We start from the raw sequence: 20,570 nt of genomic DNA on the forward strand, positions 1-20,570 counted from the left end.
TATGCTTTTTGCTCGAATTTCGTCTAAAAAGTGACCGTTATTGGGGTTTTATTAAGTTTTTGTGACAATTTTTTGCAAAATGCAAATGCGTAATGCAAAAGTTTAGTCAATTTGCTAGTGACAAACTTAATATTTAAAACAGCTTTTCATTAACTTATGTTAGCAATTTTATTACTTAGACAACGAAATAAATGTTCTTGGATGTAAAGTGAAAGATTTAAATTAAAAGGTTTTATAAAACAGTTATATATAGGGTTTTCTTTATATCCATGACATATTTATGGTTGAATTATTCGTTGGTGTTGTTAGTTTATAAAAGGAATTTGTTTAGAGTTCTAAATGATTATGTGGCGAACAATGATTACAGCAGCACCATGGGTCGCATACCCAGAAATTATGCAAAAGCATCAGGATGATTGGGCTTTTCGAGTGCCAACGGCAAGCGATGGAGTGAGAATACATGAGCTTATTGCTCAGTGTTCACCGTTGGATGAAAACTCTGCCTATTGCAATTTTCTTCAATCAACACATTTCCAAAGTACCTGTGTTGTTGCAGAACGGAACGGAGACATTGTTGGGTTCGTTTCAGCCTATCGCAAGCCGGATAACTCAAGTGAGTTGTTCATTTGGCAAGTCGCGGTGCATGAGAGTGCCCGTGGCAAAGGTCTGGCTTTCCATATGTTGCAAGAGCTACTAACCAGAGATGATCTGCAAGATATCCAAGTGTTAGAAACCACGATTACGCAAGACAACCAAGGTTCATGGAGCTTGTTTAAGAAGTTAGATAAGAAACATGGAGAACGTGGTGAAGTCTCGACATTTCTCGATGAAACCCGTCATTTTGAAGGTCAACACGATACGGAGTACTTGTATCGAATTCCTTTGCAACAGTAGTCGCTAGATGCGATGACTGTTTCCATTCAAAAATCAAAGAAGGTTAAAACTCTACGTTATGGATATCTTTAAGAAAAAAGAATCAAACGTTCAATCTTACGCAAATAATTTTCCCGTTGTTTTCTCTACAGCCAAAGGCTGTTGGCTCTATACCAAAGAAGGCGATGCCTATCTTGATTTCTTAGCGGGTGCAGGCTCGCTGAACTATGGCCACAACAACGCCATATTTAAGATGGCTTTGCTCGACTACATTGACCGAGATGGTCTTACGCACGGTTTAGACATGCATTCAGAAGCCAAAGCTGAGTTTTTAAGTGCGTTACAGACTTACATCTTCGATCCGCGCGCAATGAATTTCAAAGTTCAGTTTACTGGTCCAACGGGCACTAACGCTGTAGAAGCGGCGATGAAACTGGCTAGAAAAGTAACCGGTCGCAGCAATATCGTTGCATTTACTAATGGTTTCCATGGATGTTCTTATGGTGCGCTTGCTGCAACAGGTAATCAGCATCATCGTGGCGGCGCTGGTATGGGACTGTCGGGTGTGACTCGTTTGCCCTACGAAGGGTATGCCGATGTTGATGGATTGGCACTGTTTGAAACCATGCTGTGTGACAATTCATCTGGCTTAGATAAACCTGCGGCTGTGCTGGTTGAAACGGTACAAGGTGAAGGTGGTTTAAATGCGGCATCGAATGAATGGTTGCAGCGTTTAGCGAAGATTTGTAAATCAAACGATGTCTTACTGATCATTGATGATATTCAGGCTGGCTGTGGACGTACAGGCACATTCTTTAGTTTTGAGCCAGCGGGTATTCAGCCAGACATAGTAACCTTATCTAAGTCGATTGGAGGTTACGGACTACCTATGGCGATTGTTCTGTTTAAACCAGAATTGGACTTGTGGAAACCGGGTGAGCACAACGGCACATTCCGTGGTAACAACCACGCTTTTGTCACGGCAACGAAAGCGATTGAAACGTATTGGTCAAACGATGAGTTTTCCGAGCACATTCAACAGCGAGCTAACCAAGTCACTCAAACAATTAATAAAGCACTGCGCACCTTCCCTAGCTTGTTTACACGTTTAAAAGGTCGAGGATTGATGCAGGGCATTGAGTGTCGAAATGGCGAGATATCCGACAAAATTGCCCGCGAATGTTTCCGTTTAGGAATGGTGATTGAAACGGCAGGACCGAATGATGAGGTAGTAAAATTCTTTTGTCCTCTGACAATCAGTGAGTCTGAGCTTGAACAAGGCTTAACTATTTTTGCCCAAGCGGTAGAGAACATCGCTTCTCATTTCATTAAAAAAGCTTCTTAAGGAATAGTCATGATTGTTAGAACACTAGATGAATGTCGTCAGAGTGAACGACGAGTCGTTGCGGATACTTGGGAAAGCGTTCGCATGCTACTTAAAGATGACCAAATGGGTTTCTCTTTCCACATTACTACCATCTACAAGGGTTCAGAAACTCATATCCACTATAAGAACCACCTTGAATCGGTTTACTGCATGTCGGGTGAAGGCGAAATCCAAGTTGTTGGTGGGAAAACGTATCCGATAAAACCGGGTACGCTATACATTCTCGATCAGCACGATGAGCACTTTCTACGTGCCTACGAAGGCGCAGATATGGTAATGGCCTGCGTTTTTAATCCACCACTGACAGGCGCAGAAACACACGATAAAGATGGTGTGTATCCGATTGTTGAATAACTCAAATTACATCGTCTTCTTCCTCAATGGGGGAAGGAGACAGCTCGCCAAATAAGAAGTAAATTTTAACCCCAACAAGAAGAGGAGACGTCATGTATTACACCGTAGAAAAAATCGGTGGTACTTCTATGTCTGCGTTTGACGCAGTCCTTGACAATATTCTGCTAAAACCAATCAATCCATACGGTCGAGTATTCGTTGTATCGGCATACTCTGGAATGACCGACGCACTGTTAGAGTGTAAACGTACAGGCAAGCCAGGGATCTATCAGATGATCGCCAAACGCGATGACGCTTGGCGTGATGCAATATATGAGCTTGAGCAACGTATGCTGATGATTAACGAAAACTTGTTCGCTGACCCAATGAGCCGTCTGCGAGCGGATAAGTTTATACGTTCACGAATTTCTGAAGCCGTTAATTGCATCAATAATATTTTGGAAACCTGCCAATATGGTCAGTTTTCTTTGCGTCATTATTTGCCTCAAGTGAGAGAATTTCTCTCTTCTATTGGCGAAGCGCACAGTGCATATAACACGGCGTTGAAGCTAAAAACATTAGACGTTAACGCCCGCTTTGTTGATCTTTCTGGCTGGAGTAACGGCACTCAAGGTTCACTTGATGATGTGATTCTAAAAGCGTTTCAAGATATTGATGTCACTGCTGAACTGCCGATTGTGACTGGCTATGCCTATTGTGAAGAAGGGTTGATGAAAACCTACGATCGTGGATACAGCGAGATGACTTTCAGCCGTATTGCTGCATTAACACATGCTGACCAAGCTATCATCCACAAAGAGTATCACTTAAGTTCAGCAGACCCTCGTGTTGTAGGACCAGAAAAAGTGCGTCCTATGGGGTTAACCAATTTCGATGTTGCAGACCAATTAGCCAACTTGGGAATGGAAGCGATTCACCCGAATGCAGCTGCCGGTTTACGCAAACAAGGCATAGAGCTGCGAGTGAAGAACACCTTTGAACCAGAACACGAAGGTACTCTGATCTCGAATCAGCACCAACCTGAAAACAACAAGGTTGAAATCATCGCTGGTCGCAATAAGGTCTTCGCCCTACATATGTTTGATCAAAGCATGGTAGGAAGTGTCGATAACGTCAGCTATGAACTGATGGAAATCATCGCAGAGGCTAAAGTGCATTTGGTCGGTAAAGAGATGAATGCCAACTCTATGACTTATTTCCTTAGCGGCAGCTCAGATAATCTAAACGAAGTGCTCTACAAGGCAGAGAAACGTTATCCAAATGCGACGATTTCCGGAAAAATGGTCGCGTTGATTTCTGCTATTGGCGCATCGATTAATACCAATTCAGCGTTAAGTTTAGGTATGCAAGCTTTGGATAAAGCTGACGTAACACCTATGGCAGCATACTCATCAATGCGAAACGTCAATGTGCAGTTTGTGGTGGAAGATAGTGATTACAACAGTGCAATTTGCGCCTTGCATCAGCAATTGATTGTTCCCAAAAAAGTTGAAAACCCTTCGGCAAAAGCGGCCTAGTTTGCTTCGTTGTTAGGGAATAGGCGTTAAGTGATAACACTTAACGCCTTTTTAAACACAGTAATACAAGTGTTTACTCGCTTTGGTATAACTCTAGCGGCAATCCGTCTGGGTCGGCAAAAAAGGTGTATTGCTTGCCTGTAAACTCATCCACTCTTATTGGTTCCACTACGATTCCTTGCTGTTCAAGTTTTTGTTTCGCAGCAGTTACATCGTCAACACAAAATGCCAGATGGCGTAGGCCTTGAGCTTCAGGATAACTTGGCCTTACAGGGGCGTCAGGAAACGAAAACAACTCAATTTGTGAGCCGTCTGGTAACGCCAAATCAAGTTTGTAGGAATCGCGTGCTTCTCGGTAGTTCTCAGCAATCACTTCTAGCCCGAGAACATCCACATAAAAGGCTTTTGAACGAGGATAGTCAGAGCAAATAATCGCAGCGTGATGAATTCGTTTTAACATGGTGTCCTCTTAAAATATTAACGGTTGAGTTTCGGACGCAAATGTTCGAGCGCGTAATCTATGAAAACTCTCAAGCGAGCAGGCATATATTTGGTTTGAGCATACTGCATCGCAATCGCGCCGTGGTAGTTACTCTTAATCGTCCACTCTTGTAACAGTTGCACTACTTCGCCATTGGCTATCGCATCTTGGACGACAAAGTCATGGAATATTCCAATACCCAGACCATTTTTCGCACCGTTTAAGCGAATCTGAGATTGGTTGACCGCAAAGCGCCCTGTTACTGCCACTGTGTGGAATTCGTCATCTTTTAGAAAGCTCCAAATATGGTCATGCTCGGTTTCAGCAAGATAAAGACAGTCGTGGTTTGACAGATCCGTTGGATGTTTTGGCACACCTCTTTGTTTCAAGTATTCAGGGCTGGCGCACAGCACCAGATTGGTTTTCGCCAATTCTTTGAGTACCAAGTTTTCATCGGGTTTATCAGTCAGTTTAAACGCCACATCTACGTTGTGTTTGAACAGATCGATTTCACCGTCAGCAGCCCGAAGCCTGAGCTTTATCTCTGGATATTGCTTGAGAAACGGCACTACGAGAGGTTGTAACACAGAGTTCAGAAATGCCTCAGGCGCTGCGACAGTTAATGTTCCAGCCGCTTCGGTATGGTCTGAGCTTGATAGCTCAACGGCTTGTTGAGCCGCGTTGATCATCACTAAACACTGGTCATAAATCTTTTGTCCAGCCTGAGTGATGATGAGCTTACGTGTGGTACGTTCAAACAGCTTTACCGACAAGGCTTGCTCTAATCGGGTAATCAATTTACTTAATGCAGAGGGTGTAACGCCTAACTTGTGAGCGGCCGCGGTAAAACTGCCTTCATTTACAATTAAGATAAATGTCGCTAAATCAGGGAGTAAGGTAATCAGCTTAGGGTTTAGCATGGTGTTTACGCGTTGAGTGTTTGTACAAGTGCAGTCGTGATGCGAACTGTACCATAAGAATTCATTAATCTGATGACATAATTCCTACTTATGAGAAGTAGAAATAGTCTATCTTTACAGAATGTTGTGCTAGGGAAAGCTGGGATGAAAAAAACTGAAAAGCGGTGGTATTCGAGATTTGTTATGCCACTTCACATCCATTTATCTGTGATGTTTGTAAGTGTCGTTGCTGGTTCGTGTTTGTTACAGATTTGGGCCTCTTCCAAAAGTATCGACAACATTATCTTCGAAGCCAACCAAACCCTTTTCGAACAAATAGCCACCACTACAACAGGTGACTTTGAAAAAGTATTTCAACCAGCAATGGACGCAATTAGCACACTAGAACTCACGCCAATTGCAGACCAACGATTTACCGAAGACAGACTTTCTTATATCGCAATTTTGCAAAAGCTATTGCATACCCAGCCTGGTGTAAACGCCTACTTCGTTGGGTATGAAAATGGGGATGTGATTGCCGCTTTAAAAAATACCCAGTCGCCGTGGATGAAAGATATTCCTATCCCGAAAAACGCTGAGCTGTTTGGTGTCGTGTCTTCATTCGAAGAAGGTACCGCTACACTGTTCTTTTTTACAGAAGAAGGTACTGTGATTGGCTCTCAGCTTGTTCCCAACAATCACTTAGATTCTCGTAAAGAGACTTGGTATCAGGCGGCAAAGAGCGATGAAATGAGCTTAGCAAGACCGAGATATTTCGATATTCAGCAGCAAATTGGCGTTACTGTACAAAAGAAAGCCGAAACAGGAACCGTCATTGCGGCTGAGATTCTACTGTCTAGCGTATCCAATGTATTAGCAGGCAGTGCGGAAAGTCATCCTTCTACCCGATTGTTGTTTGAAAAGAACCAACGTTATATCTATGCCTTTAGCGAAGGCAGTAATCACCGAATTGCAGTTGATAAGTTGGAAACGATCGATCAATTACCGTTTCCAAATATCCGAGAAGTCATACTGGATGAAAGTATGGTGGGCAATGGTTTAAAAACTGAGATAGTCAATGGTGAAAAATGGTTTGGTGAAGTATTTCCAGTAGCAAAAATAGGCGATAAAGATTTCTACTTGCTGTTCGCTATTAGAGAGACTGAGCTGTTAGATAAAGCCGCTGCTATTCGAAATCACGCAATAGCGACGGCGTTCATTTTGGCGCTGCTCGTATTGCCACTGGTCTACATCATGGCGCAATTCATAAGCCGTCCTATTCGTTTAGCAACTCAAAATGCTCAAGATATTAGCCATTTCAAATTTGATGCGCCGAACTATAAACCCAGCCGTATTAAAGAGATTGTTGATCTCAGCAAAGCGCTAAAAGGAATGAACGTTACCATTCGCAATTTCTTTGAATTGACACGAACCATCTCGAAACAAAAAGATTCGCTGAAAATTCAATCGGTAATCAGCGAAGGTCTAGTGAAAGTCACTCAAGCACAGAGTGCATTTTTGTCTATTTGGGAGCCCAAAGAAGGATGTCTCGAAGCACATATCTATTGGGATGGGAAAACTAAAGATAAAAATGACGTGTCTCTTGCTTATCTTGATAGCAACACCATGGTCAATCAAATGTATTCACAGGTGACTAACGAAGAGTATTTGATCTATGAGAACTCACCGGAATTTGCGAAGAAGCTACGTTTGCCAGAAGAAGTCTGGTGGATATTGGTGCCGCTTTATAACCGAGATGAAAAATGCATTGGTTGCGTGAACCTTGCTTATCTCAATGAGCAAAAGCAATCAATATTGGATGAAACTCTACCGTTAACTCTGGTCTTAACGGGTTATACCTCATTGGCGATTGAAACCAAAAAGCATTTAAGAGAGCAAAAAGAGCTATTGGAAGCTTTCATTCGTGTTATCGCAGGCGCTATCGATACCAAGTCGCCATACACAGGAAACCACTGCCAACGCGTGCCTGTTTTAACCGAGCGTTTGGTAAGTGCTGCGGCTGAATCGGATCTACCTCCGTTCGAGGAGTATTCTTTGGCTCCTGACGACCAAGAGGCTTTGCATATTGCCTCATGGCTTCATGATTGCGGTAAGGTAACGACACCCGAATATGTGGTGGATAAAGCGACTAAACTGGAGACTATTTATAACCGTATCCATGAAGTGAGAACTCGTTTCGAAGTGCTGAAAAGAGATGCTCAAATTGAAGTTTACAAACAGGCTTTTGGTGAACTTACCGCAGATCAAAAAGCGACGGTGGAAGAAAAATGGCGACAGCTGGATGAGGACTTCGCCTTTATCGCTCAAATGAACGAAGGGAACGAGTTCCTAAGCGATGAATATAAACAACGCATTCAAGATATTGCAGCTAAAACATGGCAACGCACTCTGGATTCACGATTAGGTCTTGGGCATGAAGAGCTCAAGCGATATAAAGATGACCCGAATGAATTGCCGGTTACTGAATCTTTGTTGTCAGATAAACCGTCACATCATATCCCTTGGGAAAGTAATAAAACGCGTGATGCGCGCTTCCAATTGCAACCTAAGCAGTACAAGAATGATCAGGGTGAGGTTTACAACCTCAGCATTGAACGCGGCACGCTTAATGATGAAGAGCGATTCATTATTAACGACCACATTATAGAAACCATGATGATGTTGGAGTCGCTGCCATTCCCAAGCCACTTGAAAAATATTCCGCTTATTGCAGGTAGCCACCACGAAAAATTGGATGGCAAAGGCTATCCACAGGGAATTGACCAAAATGAAATACCGCTTGCGGGTAAAGCGATGGCGATTGCCGATATATTTGAAGCATTAACCAGCTCAGATCGCCCATATAAGAAAGCGAAGACGTTGTCAGAATCACTAAAAATCATGAGCTTTATGGTCAAAGACAACCACATCGACTCAGATCTGTTCGCCTTGTTCCTCAACTCAGGTATTTACATGAATTACGCCAAAGAGTTTTTAGAACCTGAGCAGATAGACCAAGTGAATGTGGCTGATTATTTGGCATAGTCTAATCAGCCATCGATAAAGTCCTTTCAAATTTATTTCAAAATCCCGATGGATTTAAGTTTGCGATAAAGGGTGTTACGACTGATGCCAAGCATCTTTGATGTTTGGCTGATGTTCCCTTGATTAGCCTGATAGGCTTTGAGCAGCTTATCTTCGACGGTGGTTTTTAAATCGACGCCATCGCTTTGAGTTTCAGTCTCTGTCACGTGATTAAGCAAAGACTTGCTGATGTGTCCGGGAACATGTTCCAGCCCCAATTCCGGTTCATCGCTGGCGAGTAGACAAGCCACTTTCATCATGTTGTCTAACTCACGAATGTTACCCGGCCAATGGTAGCTGGTTAGAAGTTCCATCAGATTGGATGATAAGGACTGAGCACCGATACGATAGGTTTTATGGATGTTTTCAATCAAAGCGGCTTTATCTTGTCGCTCGCGTAGAGCGGGTAAATTGAGAATCAAGCCGTTTAGTCGATAGTAGAGATCTTGGCGGAAACTTCCTTCTTCAACCGCTTTTTCTAAATCTTTGTGTGTCGCAGCAATTATCTGAATGTCTACAGGATAGCTCTGGTTCGAGCCAACGGGAATCACTACCTTATCTTGAATCACATGTAGTAAACGAGATTGCGCTTCCAATGGCATATCGGCAATCTCATCGAGAAACAAAATGCCTTTATCTGCTTGGCGAATTTTTCCTTGATAACCTTTGCTGTTTGCTCCGGTAAATGCACCCGCCACGTAGCCAAAGAGTTCAGATTCAATCAAATCTTTTGGTAATGCACCACAGTTAACACTGACCAGCGCTTTGGTTTTTCGAGAATTTCGCTGATGAAGTGCTTTAACAAACTCGCCTTTACCAACGCCGGTTTCGCCAAGAATCATCAGCGTAATATCTTTATCAATCAGCTTATTTGCTTGCTGCCATGCTTGTTCAACATTGCTATCACCAAAATGCAGCTCGCACGAAGCGGTGTAAGAGTGAGAGTGGCGGGGCTTGCTGGTTAGGGAGTGTTTTTCAAATACAAACGGTTTTGGTCTTTGATTAAATACTTCATCCACTGAGTGACCAACCACAGAGTTTTGAGCCAAAAGTTGAGCCGCAATGTGGTTGTGGGCGAGGATTTTACCGCCTTCATCGGCGATAACAATGCCCTGCCAGCCACTGTTGAGCAGCGAACGCTCACAAGCTAAGTCAATTCGGGTTGAACCCTGAGGAATTTCACACAGCAGATGGTTTTCAATCAGTTGAACCATGCTCTGAACTAGAACTTGAGTGGATAGGTCGTGTTTTTGCTGCTCGCTGGTAATATCGAGAATGCCGAGCAGTTCGCCTTGGTGAGTGAAAATTGGGCAGGATGAACAACTGATGAAATGATGCTGACGGATGTAATGTTGATCGCCAACTACCGTCACTGGTCGAGCATCAACAATCGCGGTACCAATCGCGTTGGTGCCTTTGAGCTTTTCTTGCCAGCAGGCACCTGATTCCAAGGCAATTTCCGTTAGACGCTCTTTAAAACGAGGTTGTCCCCAGGTGGATAGAATCACGCCCTCTTTATCGGTTAACACTAAGTGACTGTCGCTGTGACCACACATTTGGTTAAAGAGTGGTAGAGCATGTTTTTCTACAGCAGAAAGCAACGATGTGGCTAACCACTTGCGCTCTTTGAGTTCGTAATTGGGCAAGCGAATATGTTCTGGGCGACTTCTTTGTGTCAATCCTGCTTCTTCACTTCGATGCCAAGAGGTCGAAAGCCAATCTTTAACTGTTTGAATTTGCATAACTGTTCCATGTTGTGACAGTAGCAGTGTGTCATTTTGGGACACTGGAACAATGGGTGGCAGTACCCAAACAGCTTTTCCATCGCCACTTAATGCCATTTATCATTTTGTTAATCATAGCTTTACAATTTATTAACAACAAGGCGGATGAGTTTGGCTTGTGATTTGCGTTAACAGAATCAGCAAGTGTGAAAATGAACACTGCAAACCCTAACAATAACGTGAATGTAAAGTAACAAGGACTGAACTATGATTTATGCGCAACCAGGAACAGAAAATTCGATTTTTAATTTTAAAGATCAATATGATAACTACATTGGTGGCGAGTGGGTGAAGCCCGTTCGTGAAGTGTATTTCGACAATTCCTCGCCGATCAACGGTGAAGTGTTCTGTAAAGTGCCACGTTCAAGTGAAGAAGATATTAATCTCGCTCTCGACGCTGCTCATAGCGTTCGCGCGACATGGGGTAAAACCAGCGTAACTGAGCGTTCAAACATATTATTGAAAATTGCAGACCGTATTGAAGATAACATCGAAAAGCTCGCTTACGTTGAGTCTTGGGAAAACGGAAAACCGATTCGCGAAACATTGGCGGCCGACATTCCTCTGATGGTTGACCATTTCCGTTATTTCGCCGGTTGTATCCGTGCTCAAGAAGGTAGCGCTGCTGAAATTGACGCCAATACAGCGGCATACCACTTTCCAGAACCGATAGGTGTTGTTGGGCAAATCATTCCTTGGAACTTCCCAATGCTGATGGCTGCTTGGAAGATTGCTCCTGCGATGGCTGCGGGTTGTTGTGTTGTGCTAAAACCTGCAGAGCAGACGCCAACGTCGATTCTTGTATTAATGGAAACCATTGGTGATTTGATCCCAGCAGGTGTGGTTAACGTGGTGAACGGTTTTGGTAATGAAGCGGGTCAGGCACTGGCAACCAGTAACCGTATCGCGAAACTCGCATTTACTGGCTCAACAGAAGTGGGTAACCATATTCTTAAATGCGCGGCTGATAACTTAATTCCTTCTACTGTGGAACTTGGTGGCAAGTCTCCAAACATTTACTTTGCTGATATCTTCGATCATGAAGATTCGTATCTAGAAAAGTGTGTTGAAGGAACCCTGCTTGGCTTCTTTAACCAAGGTGAAGTGTGTACTTGTCCTTCTCGTGTGTTGGTTCACGAATCTATTTATGACCGCTTTGTGGCGAAACTTTCTGAGCGTGCGAAAACCATCAAACAAGGCAACCCATTAGATACTGATACTCAAGTCGGCGCTCAGGCCTCACAAGAGCAGTTCGATAAGATCTTAAGCTACTTGGAGATTGGTCGTCAGGAAGGCGCAAAAGTCGTGTTTGGTGGCGAAGTTGCACTGCAAAATGGTGACATCAGTAAGGGATATTACATTCAGCCAACTATGCTGGCAGGTAACAACAAGATGCGCGTATTCCAAGAGGAGATCTTCGGCCCTGTTATTGCTATTACAAGCTTTAAAGATGAAGCAGAAGCACTCGCCATTGCCAATGACACTGAATACGGTTTAGGTGCAGGTGTTTGGACTCGCGATAGCAACCTTGCATACCGCATGGGACGCAACATTGAAGCGGGTCGTGTCTGGATTAACTGTTACCACGCTTATCCTGCGCACGCAGCATTCGGTGGTTATAAGAAATCAGGCATCGGTCGTGAAACGCACAAAATGATGCTTAACCACTATCAAAATACCAAGAACTTGTTAGTGAGTTACGATGTTAACCCGCTAGGTTTCTTCTAAAAATAAAACAACGTCAGTTGAAGCGCCCTTCGGGGCGCTTTTTTATTGGGTATCAATCAATGTGGGATAAATAATTTCTATTTGTGCCTCAATTTCACGAATGCTTTTCCGCAAAGTAGGATAATCGCTTTTCAACGAGTGGATTACACTTAGGAGATAATTTGTAGCGAGTTACGTTTGGGAAAACGTACACATATTTGTCGCTACTGGCAGTTCTTTTACAGTGTAAATAACACTCGTATTTACACTCCGAAAAACGAAGAAGGAAAATGCAATGTCGACTGCTTTTTACCAGCAAATTCGTGACCAGCTTGAAGATGTAAAAGCTGAAGGTCTCTATAAATCAGAACGTATTATTACCTCTCAGCAGCAAGCTTCTGTGCACATTTCGACTGGCCAAGATGTTTTGAACTTCTGTGCCAACAACTACCTTGGTTTAGCGAATCACCCTGCACTGATCGAAGCTGCAAAAGAGGGGATGGACTCTCACGGTTTTGGTATGGCTTCAGTTCGTTTTATCTGTGGTACACAAGATTCTCATAAAGCCCTTGAAGAGAAGCTATCTGCATTTCTAGGTAAAGAAGACACGATTCTTTACACCTCATGTTTCGATGCCAACGCGGGTCTGTTTGAAACGTTGCTTGATAAAGAAGATGCGATCATTTCTGACGCACTGAACCACGCTTCAATCATTGACGGTGTGCGCCTTTGTAAAGCAATGCGTTTCCGCTACTCAAACAACAATATGCAAGAGTTGGAAGAGCAATTAATCGAAGCAGATAAAGCAGGTGCGCGTCACAAGCTTATCGTTACTGACGGTGTGTTCTCTATGGATGGTGTCGTCGCTAACCTTCCAGCGATCTGTGACCTTGCAGATAAATACAACGCACTAGTGATGGTTGATGATTCTCACGCTGTTGGTTTTATGGGTGAAAACGGCCGTGGTACTCATGAATACCACAACGTTATCGACCGTATCGACATCATCACTGGTACGCTAGGCAAAGCAATGGGTGGCGCTTCAGGTGGTTACACCTCTGGTAAGAAAGAAGTGATCGACTGGTTACGTCAGCGTTCTCGTCCATACCTATTCTCTAACTCTGTAGCTCCTGCAATTGTTTCTGCATCACTACGCGTTCTGGATCTGCTTGCAGAAAGTGGTGAACTTCGCGATCGCCTATGGGACAACGCAGCGCACTTCCGTTCACGTATGACAGAAGCTGGCTTTACTATGGCTGGCGCTGACCATGCAATCATCCCAATTATGTTGGGTGATGCAAAAGTTGCTGCTGAGTTTGCAGAGCGTTCTCTTGCAAAAGGCATTTACGTTGTTGGTTTCTCATTCCCTGTTGTACCAAAAGGCCAAGCGCGTATTCGTACTCAGATGTCTGCGGCACATACTCGTGAACAATTAGACAAAGCTATCGACGCGTTTATCGAAGTTGGTAAAGAGATGAACATCATCTAAGGATTATTGTTTCCTCCAATCTCGGAGGATTCATTTGGTGAGCATTATGAAAATTAAAGCACTAGCTAAGCTTAAGCCTGAAGAAGGCATTTGGATGACAGAAGTCGAAAAGCCTGAACTAGGTTACAACGACATTCTGATCAGAATTAAGAAAACAGCCATTTGTGGCACGGACGTTCATATTTACAACTGGGACGAATGGTCACAAAAAACTATTCCAGTACCTATGGTTGTTGGACACGAATACGTGGGTGAAGTAGTAGGCATCGGCGAAGGCGTTCGTGGCTTTGAGCTGGGCGATCGCGTGTCTGGCGAAGGTCACATTACTTGTGGTCACTGTCGTAACTGTCGTGGCGGCCGTACTCACCTTTGTCGTAACACGATTGGTGTTGGTGTAAACCGTACTGGTTCTTTCTCAGAATATCTTGTGATCCCAGCGTTTAACGCATTCAAGATCCCAGATGGTATTTCTGATGATTTAGCGTCAATCTTCGACCCGTTCGGTAACGCAGTACACACAGCACTCTCTTTTGATCTTGTCGGTGAAGATGTTCTTATCACTGGTGCTGGCCCAATCGGTATCATGGCTGCGGCAGTAGCAAAACACGTAGGCGCACGCCACGTAGTAATTACTGACGTCAATGAATACCGTCTTGAGCTTGCTCGTAAGATGGGTGTGACTCGCGCAGTTAACGTTGCTCAGCAGAAGCTATCGGACGTGATGACTGAACTAGGTATGACCGAAGGTTTCGATGTTGGTCTTGAAATGTCTGGCGTACCAAGTGCGTTCAGCTCAATGCTAGATACGATGAACCACGGTGGTCGTATTGCTCTGTTAGGTATTCCACCATCAGACATGGCGATTGACTGGACCAAAGTTATTTTCAAAGGTCTGGTTATTAAAGGTATCTACGGCCGTGAAATGTTCGAAACTTGGTATAAGATGGCAAGCTTGATCCAATCTGGCCTAGATTTATCACCAATCATCACTCACCACTACAAGGTTGATGATTTCCAAAAAGGCTTCGACGCTATGCGTAGCGGTGCTTCCGGTAAAGTTATCCTTGATTGGGAATAACCGATTCAAATAAGAAAAGCGCTCCGATTGGGGCGCTTTTTGTTTTCTATATAAGTTTTATACAAATAGATATAAAAAACCAATCATATAGCGGACGTTTATTTGCAAATTTTCCCCGAGTGCCGATTGCTGCTTAAATTAAAATCGATCTAGGTCACAATTTAACCAATAAACGTTATGGTGCAAACGATTTCATAATAATGAATATAATTATCATTTATGTTGTTCATTTAACGATAAATTGACATACTACCTTGGTCAAAATTTGAGCTTTTATTGAGATTGTTATCCATAATTTGCGAGTATGAGTCAAATTTGAGACATTGCTTCCATCAATTTGTTGGCATAATATCCACTTTAATCATTTAAGTGTGACGGAAGCTACATGGACATCTATGATGACTTAGAGCGTTTTAAGCAACAAATTCAGCAAAATACTCATTTCCAGCAGTTTGAACCGTCTCGTGGTCACGAGATGGCTATTACTCATTACGCTATTTTTAATCAATTAGACGATCACTTTTCTGCTCAAGCAGTGGATCATGCTCATCTGGATCACATGAATGGTCTAGATGCAGAGCGCGCAACATCGTTTGACGCGAACCTTATTACTAATCGAGTAACTGAGAAAACGTCAGAAGCTTCGATTTTTGACTCAGTATCAAAAATTTCGTCTAAACAGTCATTAGAACGTCTGTTGCATTCCGCAGGTCTGTCTCAAGAGCGTGAAAGCACATTTGTCCTAGCGGGGAATGAGTAATGCCTTTGATTGCTATTTATTCTCCAAAGGGCGGTACTGGTAAAACGACTCTTGCTGCAAACCTTTGTCATTCTTTGTCTACCATGGGTCTTAAATGTGCTGCTGTAGATTTTGATCCACAAAATGCGTTGCGTTTACAGTTTGGTATTCCTCTAGCAGATACTTCCGGTTATGTTGCTTCCGCGAGTGAGTCTGCAATGTGGAGTAAGCATTTGCTTTCTACTCAGCACCATGTATTTGTATTGCCTTATGGAAAGACAACAATTCAACAACGTTCTGCGTTTGAAATGAGCTTAATTCGTGAGCCTTCGTTTGTCGCTCGTGGATTACAAGAGTTACTGGCTCAACCTGATCTTATTGTTGTAGCGGACTTACCTACAGCAAATATCTACGCTTTACAGTCACTGCTTCCAAAAGCTGATGTGGTTCTTACTCCACTTCTGGCTGACACCGCATCTTTGTCGTTATTACCTGTAGTTGAAAACCTTTTTGCCGACATCGCAATGCAAGAAAACGCACCAGATTCCTTCGTGGTTATCAATCAGGCTGATTACCGTCGTAAAGTAAGCAAAGACGTTGAAGGTTATATGGTTCAACGATTAAACGATTCTGTTATCGGGGTTGTTCATCGTGATGAAAGTGTGGTTGAGGCGAATGCTGCTCAACAATCGATTTCATCAGTAAACCACGCTTCTGTAGCGGCTTTTGATATTGAAGTAATCAGCAAAAAACTGGCTGAAAAATTGGGGTTGGTGACCAACGATGGTTCTATGTTCTCCGCTCCTGCTCCACATCACGTTTAATTAGCGATCGGTAAACATTTAGAATGAACAAGCTAGCTTTATATTTGCTGATCATTGTCATGTCTCCATTGGCAGCAATGGTTGTTGTCACTCCGATGGACAGTGACAAGCAATTCGTGTTTGCGATTGTCAGCCTAGTAATACTTTATTTACTCAATTTCAGTAAACGTCGCGACATATCTGTGGTGATGGTACTGTTTTCCATCTTAACCTCGACTCGTTACCTATATTTCCGTGCTGACCAGACGTTGCATTTCAATTCTATGATTGAAGCGATTCTAGGAACAGGGCTGTTCATCGCTGAACTTTATTCTTGGGTAATGTTGCTGCTCGGCTACTTGCAAACGACGTTCCCTTTGAATCGTCAGATTGTTCCACTGCCAAAAGACAGCAGCAAATGGCCGACGGTGGACGTTTATATTCCTACTTATAACGAATCACTGGATGTTGTTCGTGATACGGTGCTAGCAGCGCAATGTCTTGAATACCCAAAAGATAAAATCAAAGTCTATATTCTTGATGACGGTAAACGTAAAGAATTTGCGAGATTTGCTCAGCAGGCTGGGGTTGGATATATCACTCGTTCTGACAACTCGCACGCAAAGGCTGGTAACTTAAACAATGCATTGAAGCAAACCAAGGGTGAGCTTATTTGTATTTTTGACTGTGACCACGTCGCTGTACGAGTGTTCCTGCAGGCAACCGTTGGTGCATTCCTGAAAGATCCAAACTTAGCGTTAATGCAGACACCGCACCATTTTTATTCTCCCGATCCGTTTGAGCGTAATCTATACGGTAAACATGATATTCCGAATGAAGGCGAGCTTTTCTACGGCCCGATTCAGCAAGGGAATGACATGTGGAATGCAACGTTCTTCTGTGGTTCATGTGCTGTTTTACGCCGTACCGCTTTAGAACAGATTGGTGGTGTTGCTGTTGAAACAGTAACGGAAGATGCTCATACCGCACTAAAAATGCAACGCTTAGGTTGGAATACGGCTTATCTTCCAATTCCGATGGCAGGTGGTTTAGCGACTGAACGTCTTGGTTTGCATGTTATTCAGCGTAACCGTTGGGCGCGCGGTATGGTACAGATCTTCCGTGTTGACAACCCATTGTTAGGTCGTGGTTTAAAGCTGCAACAACGTCTCTGCTATTTGAGTGCAATGTTGTACTTCTTATTCCCGTTGCCAAGAATTGTATTTTTGACTGCACCACTCGCGTTTTTGCTGTTCAACCTGAACATCATTCACTCCTCAGCGAGTCTCATTTTTTCTTACGCATTGCCGCATTTTATTATGTCGATGTTCGTCTCTTCACGTTTGAATGGACGTTCACGATACAGTTTCTGGGGTGATATTTACGATATGGCGCTGGCATTCCATTTAGCGCTACCAACAATTGTGACCATGATTTTCCCGAAGCGTGGCAAGTTTAACGTAACCGACAAAGGTGCTTTGCTCGACAAGACCTATTTTGATGCTCACATTGTTAAGCCGCATATGATTACTGCAGCGATACTGGTTATTGGTATCGGTTGGGGTATCTATCGTGCATTGGGGTATTCATTCTTTGTGGCTGACCCTATGGTAGTTGCGCTCAATGTGGGATGGTCTGTTTATGGACTATTCTTTTTGCTTGCAGCGATTGCAGCGGGTCGTGAAACGAAACAGATTCGTGAAACTATTCGTTTAGATGTAAAAATTCCTGCTGTAATTCATTATGTTAGCGGTGTGCTCTCTCGTTCACATACTGTGGATCTTTCTATGGGTGGCTGCTTGGTTGCGTTACCTGCAGATCAACGAGGTGAAACGGTTGAAGCTATTGAACTACAGCTTCGCTCAGGCAGCATCGCGATCCCTGTAGAACAGATAGGCGTTAACGAAAAAGGCTATCGCTTGAAGTTCAGTGACGTTTCTTTAAATCATCGTCGTGAACTTGTTCGAATTGTATTAGCTCGTTCTGATGCTTGGGTTCGTTCACCACGTAAACAAGATAGACCGTTGCGCTCTCTAGTGACGATTGCTTCGTGTATTTGGGATGTAGCGTGCAATGCGCTTAAATCTTATCGAATGTCTCGAAAAAGAAATGCAGTCCAATCTAAACGCCTCAGTGGAGAGCAAGCGTAATGAGAAATATGTTGCTAACAATACTGGTGGCTTGGTTGTCTATACTGCTGCCAGTGAAAGCGTGGGCATCGGCAGAAGAAGATAGCAGCGTTCAACAGTATCAAAACAAAATGACGTTGGCTGATATGGGCTACGTTAATGGTATTGTGTTTCGTGGCGGTCAAAAAGACGCTGGTGTCATGTTCAGTCTACCTATTGACCAACTGGTTAATCAGGCTCAAATGACGTTAGACCTTCGCTCGTCTGCTATGCTGACGGACAGTGATGTCACGTTGCAAGTCCGTGTAAACGGCGAAACGGTTGGTTCGATCCCACTTGCTTCCGTACAACAGAAGAAAAACAGCTATCAGCTGAATGTGCCTGCACTGCTAATCAGTTCTCGCAACACATTGAGCTTCAGCCTTATCAGTGAACAGGACAACTTATGTGTTCAGAATGAGGATAACCGTTCTGAGCAGATTGAAATCCTTCCAAGTTCAAAACTAGAGCTAAGTGCGCAGCAGCTAGGTATCGCAGCAGATTTAAACTTTTTCCCAAACCCGTTTTGGGATGCTCAGGATATGTTGGATAACCACATTCAGTTTGTTTTTCCTCAAGCACTAACTGCAGACCAAGTGAGCGCCGCAGCGGCTCTTTCATCATGGTTTGGCGTACAAGCTACCTACCGTGGTGTCTCATTTGAGGTTACAAAAGGTCAATTACCGCTGAGTAATGCAATTGTATTTGGTGCGCCAGGTGACAAAATTGGTGATTTGACGCTGCCTAAGTCAGATGAGCCTTTGTTACAAGTGGTCGCTAACCCTCGCAATTCACTTTATAAGTTGCTTCTAGTCGTAGCAAAAGATAAGCGTGGATTGCAGTCTGCAGTGCATCGTTTAGCTCGCCTAGATTTTGAAAAGCAAACCTCGCAATACGTGGTGGAATCTGAGGCTATTGCCAAAAGCAAGCCTTACGATGCTCCGCGATGGATTTCGACTTCAGAACCTGTGCTACTGAGTGAATTGAGTTCTCATGGACAAAACATGGTAGCAAAAGGTATCTGGCACAATTCGCTGGATTATTCATTCCGTGCAGCACCAGACTTGTTCCTGTGGGATGGAGAAACCATTCCTTTGAATATTGATTACAGCTTCCCACCTGATGCTTTGATTGATTCTGAGCATTCGTTTTTGAACGTGGTATTCAACGGCAAGTTCTTAAATGATTTACCTGTAAACCAACGCGGCGTACTTGAACAACTATGGCGTCGATTGGGTGGAGATACGCGTCAGGAAACCGCTTTGCTACCAATCCAGCCTTACATGATTTATGGCGATAACCAGCTATCGCTCTATTTTGATGTAAAACCACAGGCTGATTTGCCTTGTGGCGCATCGATGGACAGCAATATTCAAAGCCGAATAAAAAACTCTTCGAGCATAGATTTAAGCCATACGCAGCATTTTTCGCTGTTACCTAACCTATCGTTTTTTGTCGGCGCTTCATTTCCGTTTTCGCGCTTAGCGGACTATTCGGGGACAGTGCTTTGGTTACCAACCAATCCAAGCAACGAGCAATTACAAACACTATTTAGTTTGACTGCTCGCTCAGGTGCAGCAACAGGAACAGTGATCTTCCAAAACCATGTCGTGCTTGGCTCACCATCAAGTAGTTTGGAACTTGAGCACAAAGATATTCTGGCTGTAAGTTCGATGAAAGAAGCGCGCTTTAATCGCATGTTGTTAACTAACTCGCCTTTTGATGAGCAGGACAATATGTTGCACGTTAAGCCACAATCGATGGGCGATAAGTTGATCAGTTGGTTGCAGGGGAACTGGAATCTCACTGAACAAGAAGCTGAGAGATACTTTTCATCAAACGAATCATGGCGTGGTTTTATCAGTTTTGAGTCTCCTTGGAGTGAAAACTACACTGTAGTTGTTGCCACGGCTTCATCAGATGAGCAATTAGTTAAGTTGGATAAAGACCTGAAGATCTCTTCCATCAACGCGGCTATTCGCGGCGATGCCACAGTAATTACCGATGACAATGGAGCAACCAGTTTTCAGGTTTCACCTCAGTTTCCATCTGGTCAGTTACCTTGGTACAAAATGGCCATCTGGTATGCCAACCAGCACAGCGCAATTTTCGCTTTGTTAACATTGATTGTTTCGTCGATTTTGGGATTTGCTATTTATAGCCGCTTACAGCGTAAAGCTGAACTGCGCTTGAACGAAGAGTAGGGG

General features: G+C 43.5%; 15 protein-coding genes. 12 read left to right on the forward strand and 3 right to left on the reverse strand.

Annotated features, from left to right (window positions below; genetic code table 11):
• The first annotated feature begins 345 nt into the window (after positions 1–345).
• The 4 genes from ectA (at position 346) to ACOSVQ_RS12825 (ending at position 4,131) form a co-directional block, all read left to right on the forward strand.
• Positions 346–894, forward strand: a complete 549-nt coding sequence (gene ectA, locus ACOSVQ_RS12810) for a diaminobutyrate acetyltransferase (protein WP_491983007.1) — start codon at positions 346–348, stop codon at positions 892–894.
• Positions 895–952: 58 nt separating this feature from the next.
• Entirely contained in the window at positions 953–2,218 is a 1,266-nt protein-coding gene (gene ectB / locus ACOSVQ_RS12815; RefSeq protein ID WP_491982936.1) for a diaminobutyrate--2-oxoglutarate transaminase, read from the forward strand.
• Between the two features lie 9 nt (positions 2,219–2,227).
• Positions 2,228–2,614, forward strand: a complete 387-nt coding sequence (locus ACOSVQ_RS12820) for an ectoine synthase (RefSeq protein WP_491982937.1) — start codon at positions 2,228–2,230, stop codon at positions 2,612–2,614.
• Positions 2,615–2,706: 92 nt separating this feature from the next.
• Positions 2,707–4,131, forward strand: a complete 1,425-nt coding sequence (locus ACOSVQ_RS12825) for an aspartate kinase (protein ID WP_491982938.1) — start codon at positions 2,707–2,709, stop codon at positions 4,129–4,131.
• Between the two features lie 73 nt (positions 4,132–4,204).
• On the opposite strand, the gene gloA2 is transcribed toward ACOSVQ_RS12825, so the two are convergent.
• Together gloA2 and ACOSVQ_RS12835 are read right to left on the reverse strand one after the other, a co-directional pair.
• Positions 4,205–4,591, reverse strand: a complete 387-nt coding sequence (gene gloA2 / locus ACOSVQ_RS12830) for an SMU1112c/YaeR family gloxylase I-like metalloprotein (RefSeq protein WP_491982939.1) — start codon at positions 4,589–4,591, stop codon at positions 4,205–4,207.
• 17 nt (positions 4,592–4,608) lie between these two features.
• A complete protein-coding gene (locus ACOSVQ_RS12835; RefSeq protein ID WP_491982940.1) occupies positions 4,609–5,532 on the reverse strand; it encodes a LysR family transcriptional regulator in 924 nt (307 codons plus the stop codon).
• A gap of 144 nt (positions 5,533–5,676) precedes the next feature.
• Between ACOSVQ_RS12835 and ACOSVQ_RS12840 the strand changes: the two genes are divergently transcribed.
• On the forward strand, positions 5,677–8,556 hold the full coding sequence (locus ACOSVQ_RS12840) for an HD domain-containing phosphohydrolase (protein ID WP_491982941.1): 2,880 nt from the start codon (positions 5,677–5,679) through the stop codon (positions 8,554–8,556).
• A gap of 32 nt (positions 8,557–8,588) precedes the next feature.
• Here ACOSVQ_RS12840 and ACOSVQ_RS12845 read toward each other — a convergent pair whose 3' ends face one another.
• The gene (locus ACOSVQ_RS12845) at positions 8,589–10,337 is read right to left on the reverse strand and encodes a sigma-54-dependent Fis family transcriptional regulator (protein ID WP_491982942.1); all 1,749 of its coding nucleotides are present in this window, start codon (positions 10,335–10,337) and stop codon (positions 8,589–8,591) included.
• A 249-nt stretch (positions 10,338–10,586) separates the two neighbouring features.
• Between ACOSVQ_RS12845 and exaC the strand changes: the two genes are divergently transcribed.
• The 7 genes from exaC to bcsB all read left to right on the forward strand — a co-directional run bounded on the left by exaC (position 10,587) and on the right by bcsB (position 20,567).
• A complete protein-coding gene (exaC, locus tag ACOSVQ_RS12850) occupies positions 10,587–12,107 on the forward strand; it encodes an acetaldehyde dehydrogenase ExaC (protein ID WP_491982943.1) in 1,521 nt (506 codons plus the stop codon).
• Positions 12,108–12,381: 274 nt separating this feature from the next.
• Entirely contained in the window at positions 12,382–13,575 is a 1,194-nt protein-coding gene (locus ACOSVQ_RS12855) for a glycine C-acetyltransferase (protein WP_102939750.1), read from the forward strand.
• Positions 13,576–13,621: 46 nt separating this feature from the next.
• The gene (tdh, locus tag ACOSVQ_RS12860) at positions 13,622–14,653 is read left to right on the forward strand and encodes an L-threonine 3-dehydrogenase (RefSeq protein WP_491982944.1); all 1,032 of its coding nucleotides are present in this window, start codon (positions 13,622–13,624) and stop codon (positions 14,651–14,653) included.
• Positions 14,654–15,038: 385 nt separating this feature from the next.
• Positions 15,039–15,413, forward strand: coding sequence for a hypothetical protein (locus ACOSVQ_RS12865; protein WP_491982945.1), 375 nt, complete (start codon positions 15,039–15,041; stop codon positions 15,411–15,413).
• Entirely contained in the window at positions 15,413–16,216 is an 804-nt protein-coding gene (gene bcsQ, locus ACOSVQ_RS12870; protein ID WP_491982946.1) for a cellulose biosynthesis protein BcsQ, read from the forward strand. Before ACOSVQ_RS12865 ends, bcsQ begins: the two co-directional genes overlap by 1 nt.
• Positions 16,217–16,239: 23 nt before the next feature.
• The gene (gene bcsA / locus ACOSVQ_RS12875) at positions 16,240–18,345 is read left to right on the forward strand and encodes a UDP-forming cellulose synthase catalytic subunit (RefSeq protein ID WP_491982947.1); all 2,106 of its coding nucleotides are present in this window, start codon (positions 16,240–16,242) and stop codon (positions 18,343–18,345) included.
• Positions 18,345–20,567 (forward strand): cellulose biosynthesis cyclic di-GMP-binding regulatory protein BcsB, encoded by a 2,223-nt coding sequence (bcsB, locus tag ACOSVQ_RS12880; RefSeq protein WP_491982948.1) that lies wholly within the window; start codon positions 18,345–18,347, stop codon positions 20,565–20,567. Before bcsA ends, bcsB begins: the two co-directional genes overlap by 1 nt.
• Positions 20,568–20,570: the final 3 nt, after the last annotated feature.

The sequence above is a fragment of the Vibrio sp. HM8-C genome, from assembly GCF_058630515.1.

Bases quoted from the DNA above. Each gene is read 5' to 3' on its own strand.
- ectA (WP_491983007.1), top strand. From the start codon at position 346: ATGTGGCGAACAATGATTACAGCAGCACCATGGGTCGCATACCCAGAA.
- ectB (WP_491982936.1), top strand. From the start codon at position 953: ATGGATATCTTTAAGAAAAAAGAATCAAACGTTCAATCTTACGCAAAT.
- ACOSVQ_RS12820 (WP_491982937.1), top strand. From the start codon at position 2,228: ATGATTGTTAGAACACTAGATGAATGTCGTCAGAGTGAACGACGAGTC.
- ACOSVQ_RS12825 (WP_491982938.1), top strand. From the start codon at position 2,707: ATGTATTACACCGTAGAAAAAATCGGTGGTACTTCTATGTCTGCGTTT.
- gloA2 (WP_491982939.1), bottom strand. From the start codon at position 4,591: ATGTTAAAACGAATTCATCACGCTGCGATTATTTGCTCTGACTATCCT.
- ACOSVQ_RS12835 (WP_491982940.1), bottom strand. From the start codon at position 5,532: ATGCTAAACCCTAAGCTGATTACCTTACTCCCTGATTTAGCGACATTT.
- ACOSVQ_RS12840 (WP_491982941.1), top strand. From the start codon at position 5,677: ATGAAAAAAACTGAAAAGCGGTGGTATTCGAGATTTGTTATGCCACTT.
- ACOSVQ_RS12845 (WP_491982942.1), bottom strand. From the start codon at position 10,337: ATGCAAATTCAAACAGTTAAAGATTGGCTTTCGACCTCTTGGCATCGA.
- exaC (WP_491982943.1), top strand. From the start codon at position 10,587: ATGATTTATGCGCAACCAGGAACAGAAAATTCGATTTTTAATTTTAAA.
- ACOSVQ_RS12855 (WP_102939750.1), top strand. From the start codon at position 12,382: ATGTCGACTGCTTTTTACCAGCAAATTCGTGACCAGCTTGAAGATGTA.
- tdh (WP_491982944.1), top strand. From the start codon at position 13,622: ATGAAAATTAAAGCACTAGCTAAGCTTAAGCCTGAAGAAGGCATTTGG.
- ACOSVQ_RS12865 (WP_491982945.1), top strand. From the start codon at position 15,039: ATGGACATCTATGATGACTTAGAGCGTTTTAAGCAACAAATTCAGCAA.
- bcsQ (WP_491982946.1), top strand. From the start codon at position 15,413: ATGCCTTTGATTGCTATTTATTCTCCAAAGGGCGGTACTGGTAAAACG.
- bcsA (WP_491982947.1), top strand. From the start codon at position 16,240: ATGAACAAGCTAGCTTTATATTTGCTGATCATTGTCATGTCTCCATTG.
- bcsB (WP_491982948.1), top strand. From the start codon at position 18,345: ATGAGAAATATGTTGCTAACAATACTGGTGGCTTGGTTGTCTATACTG.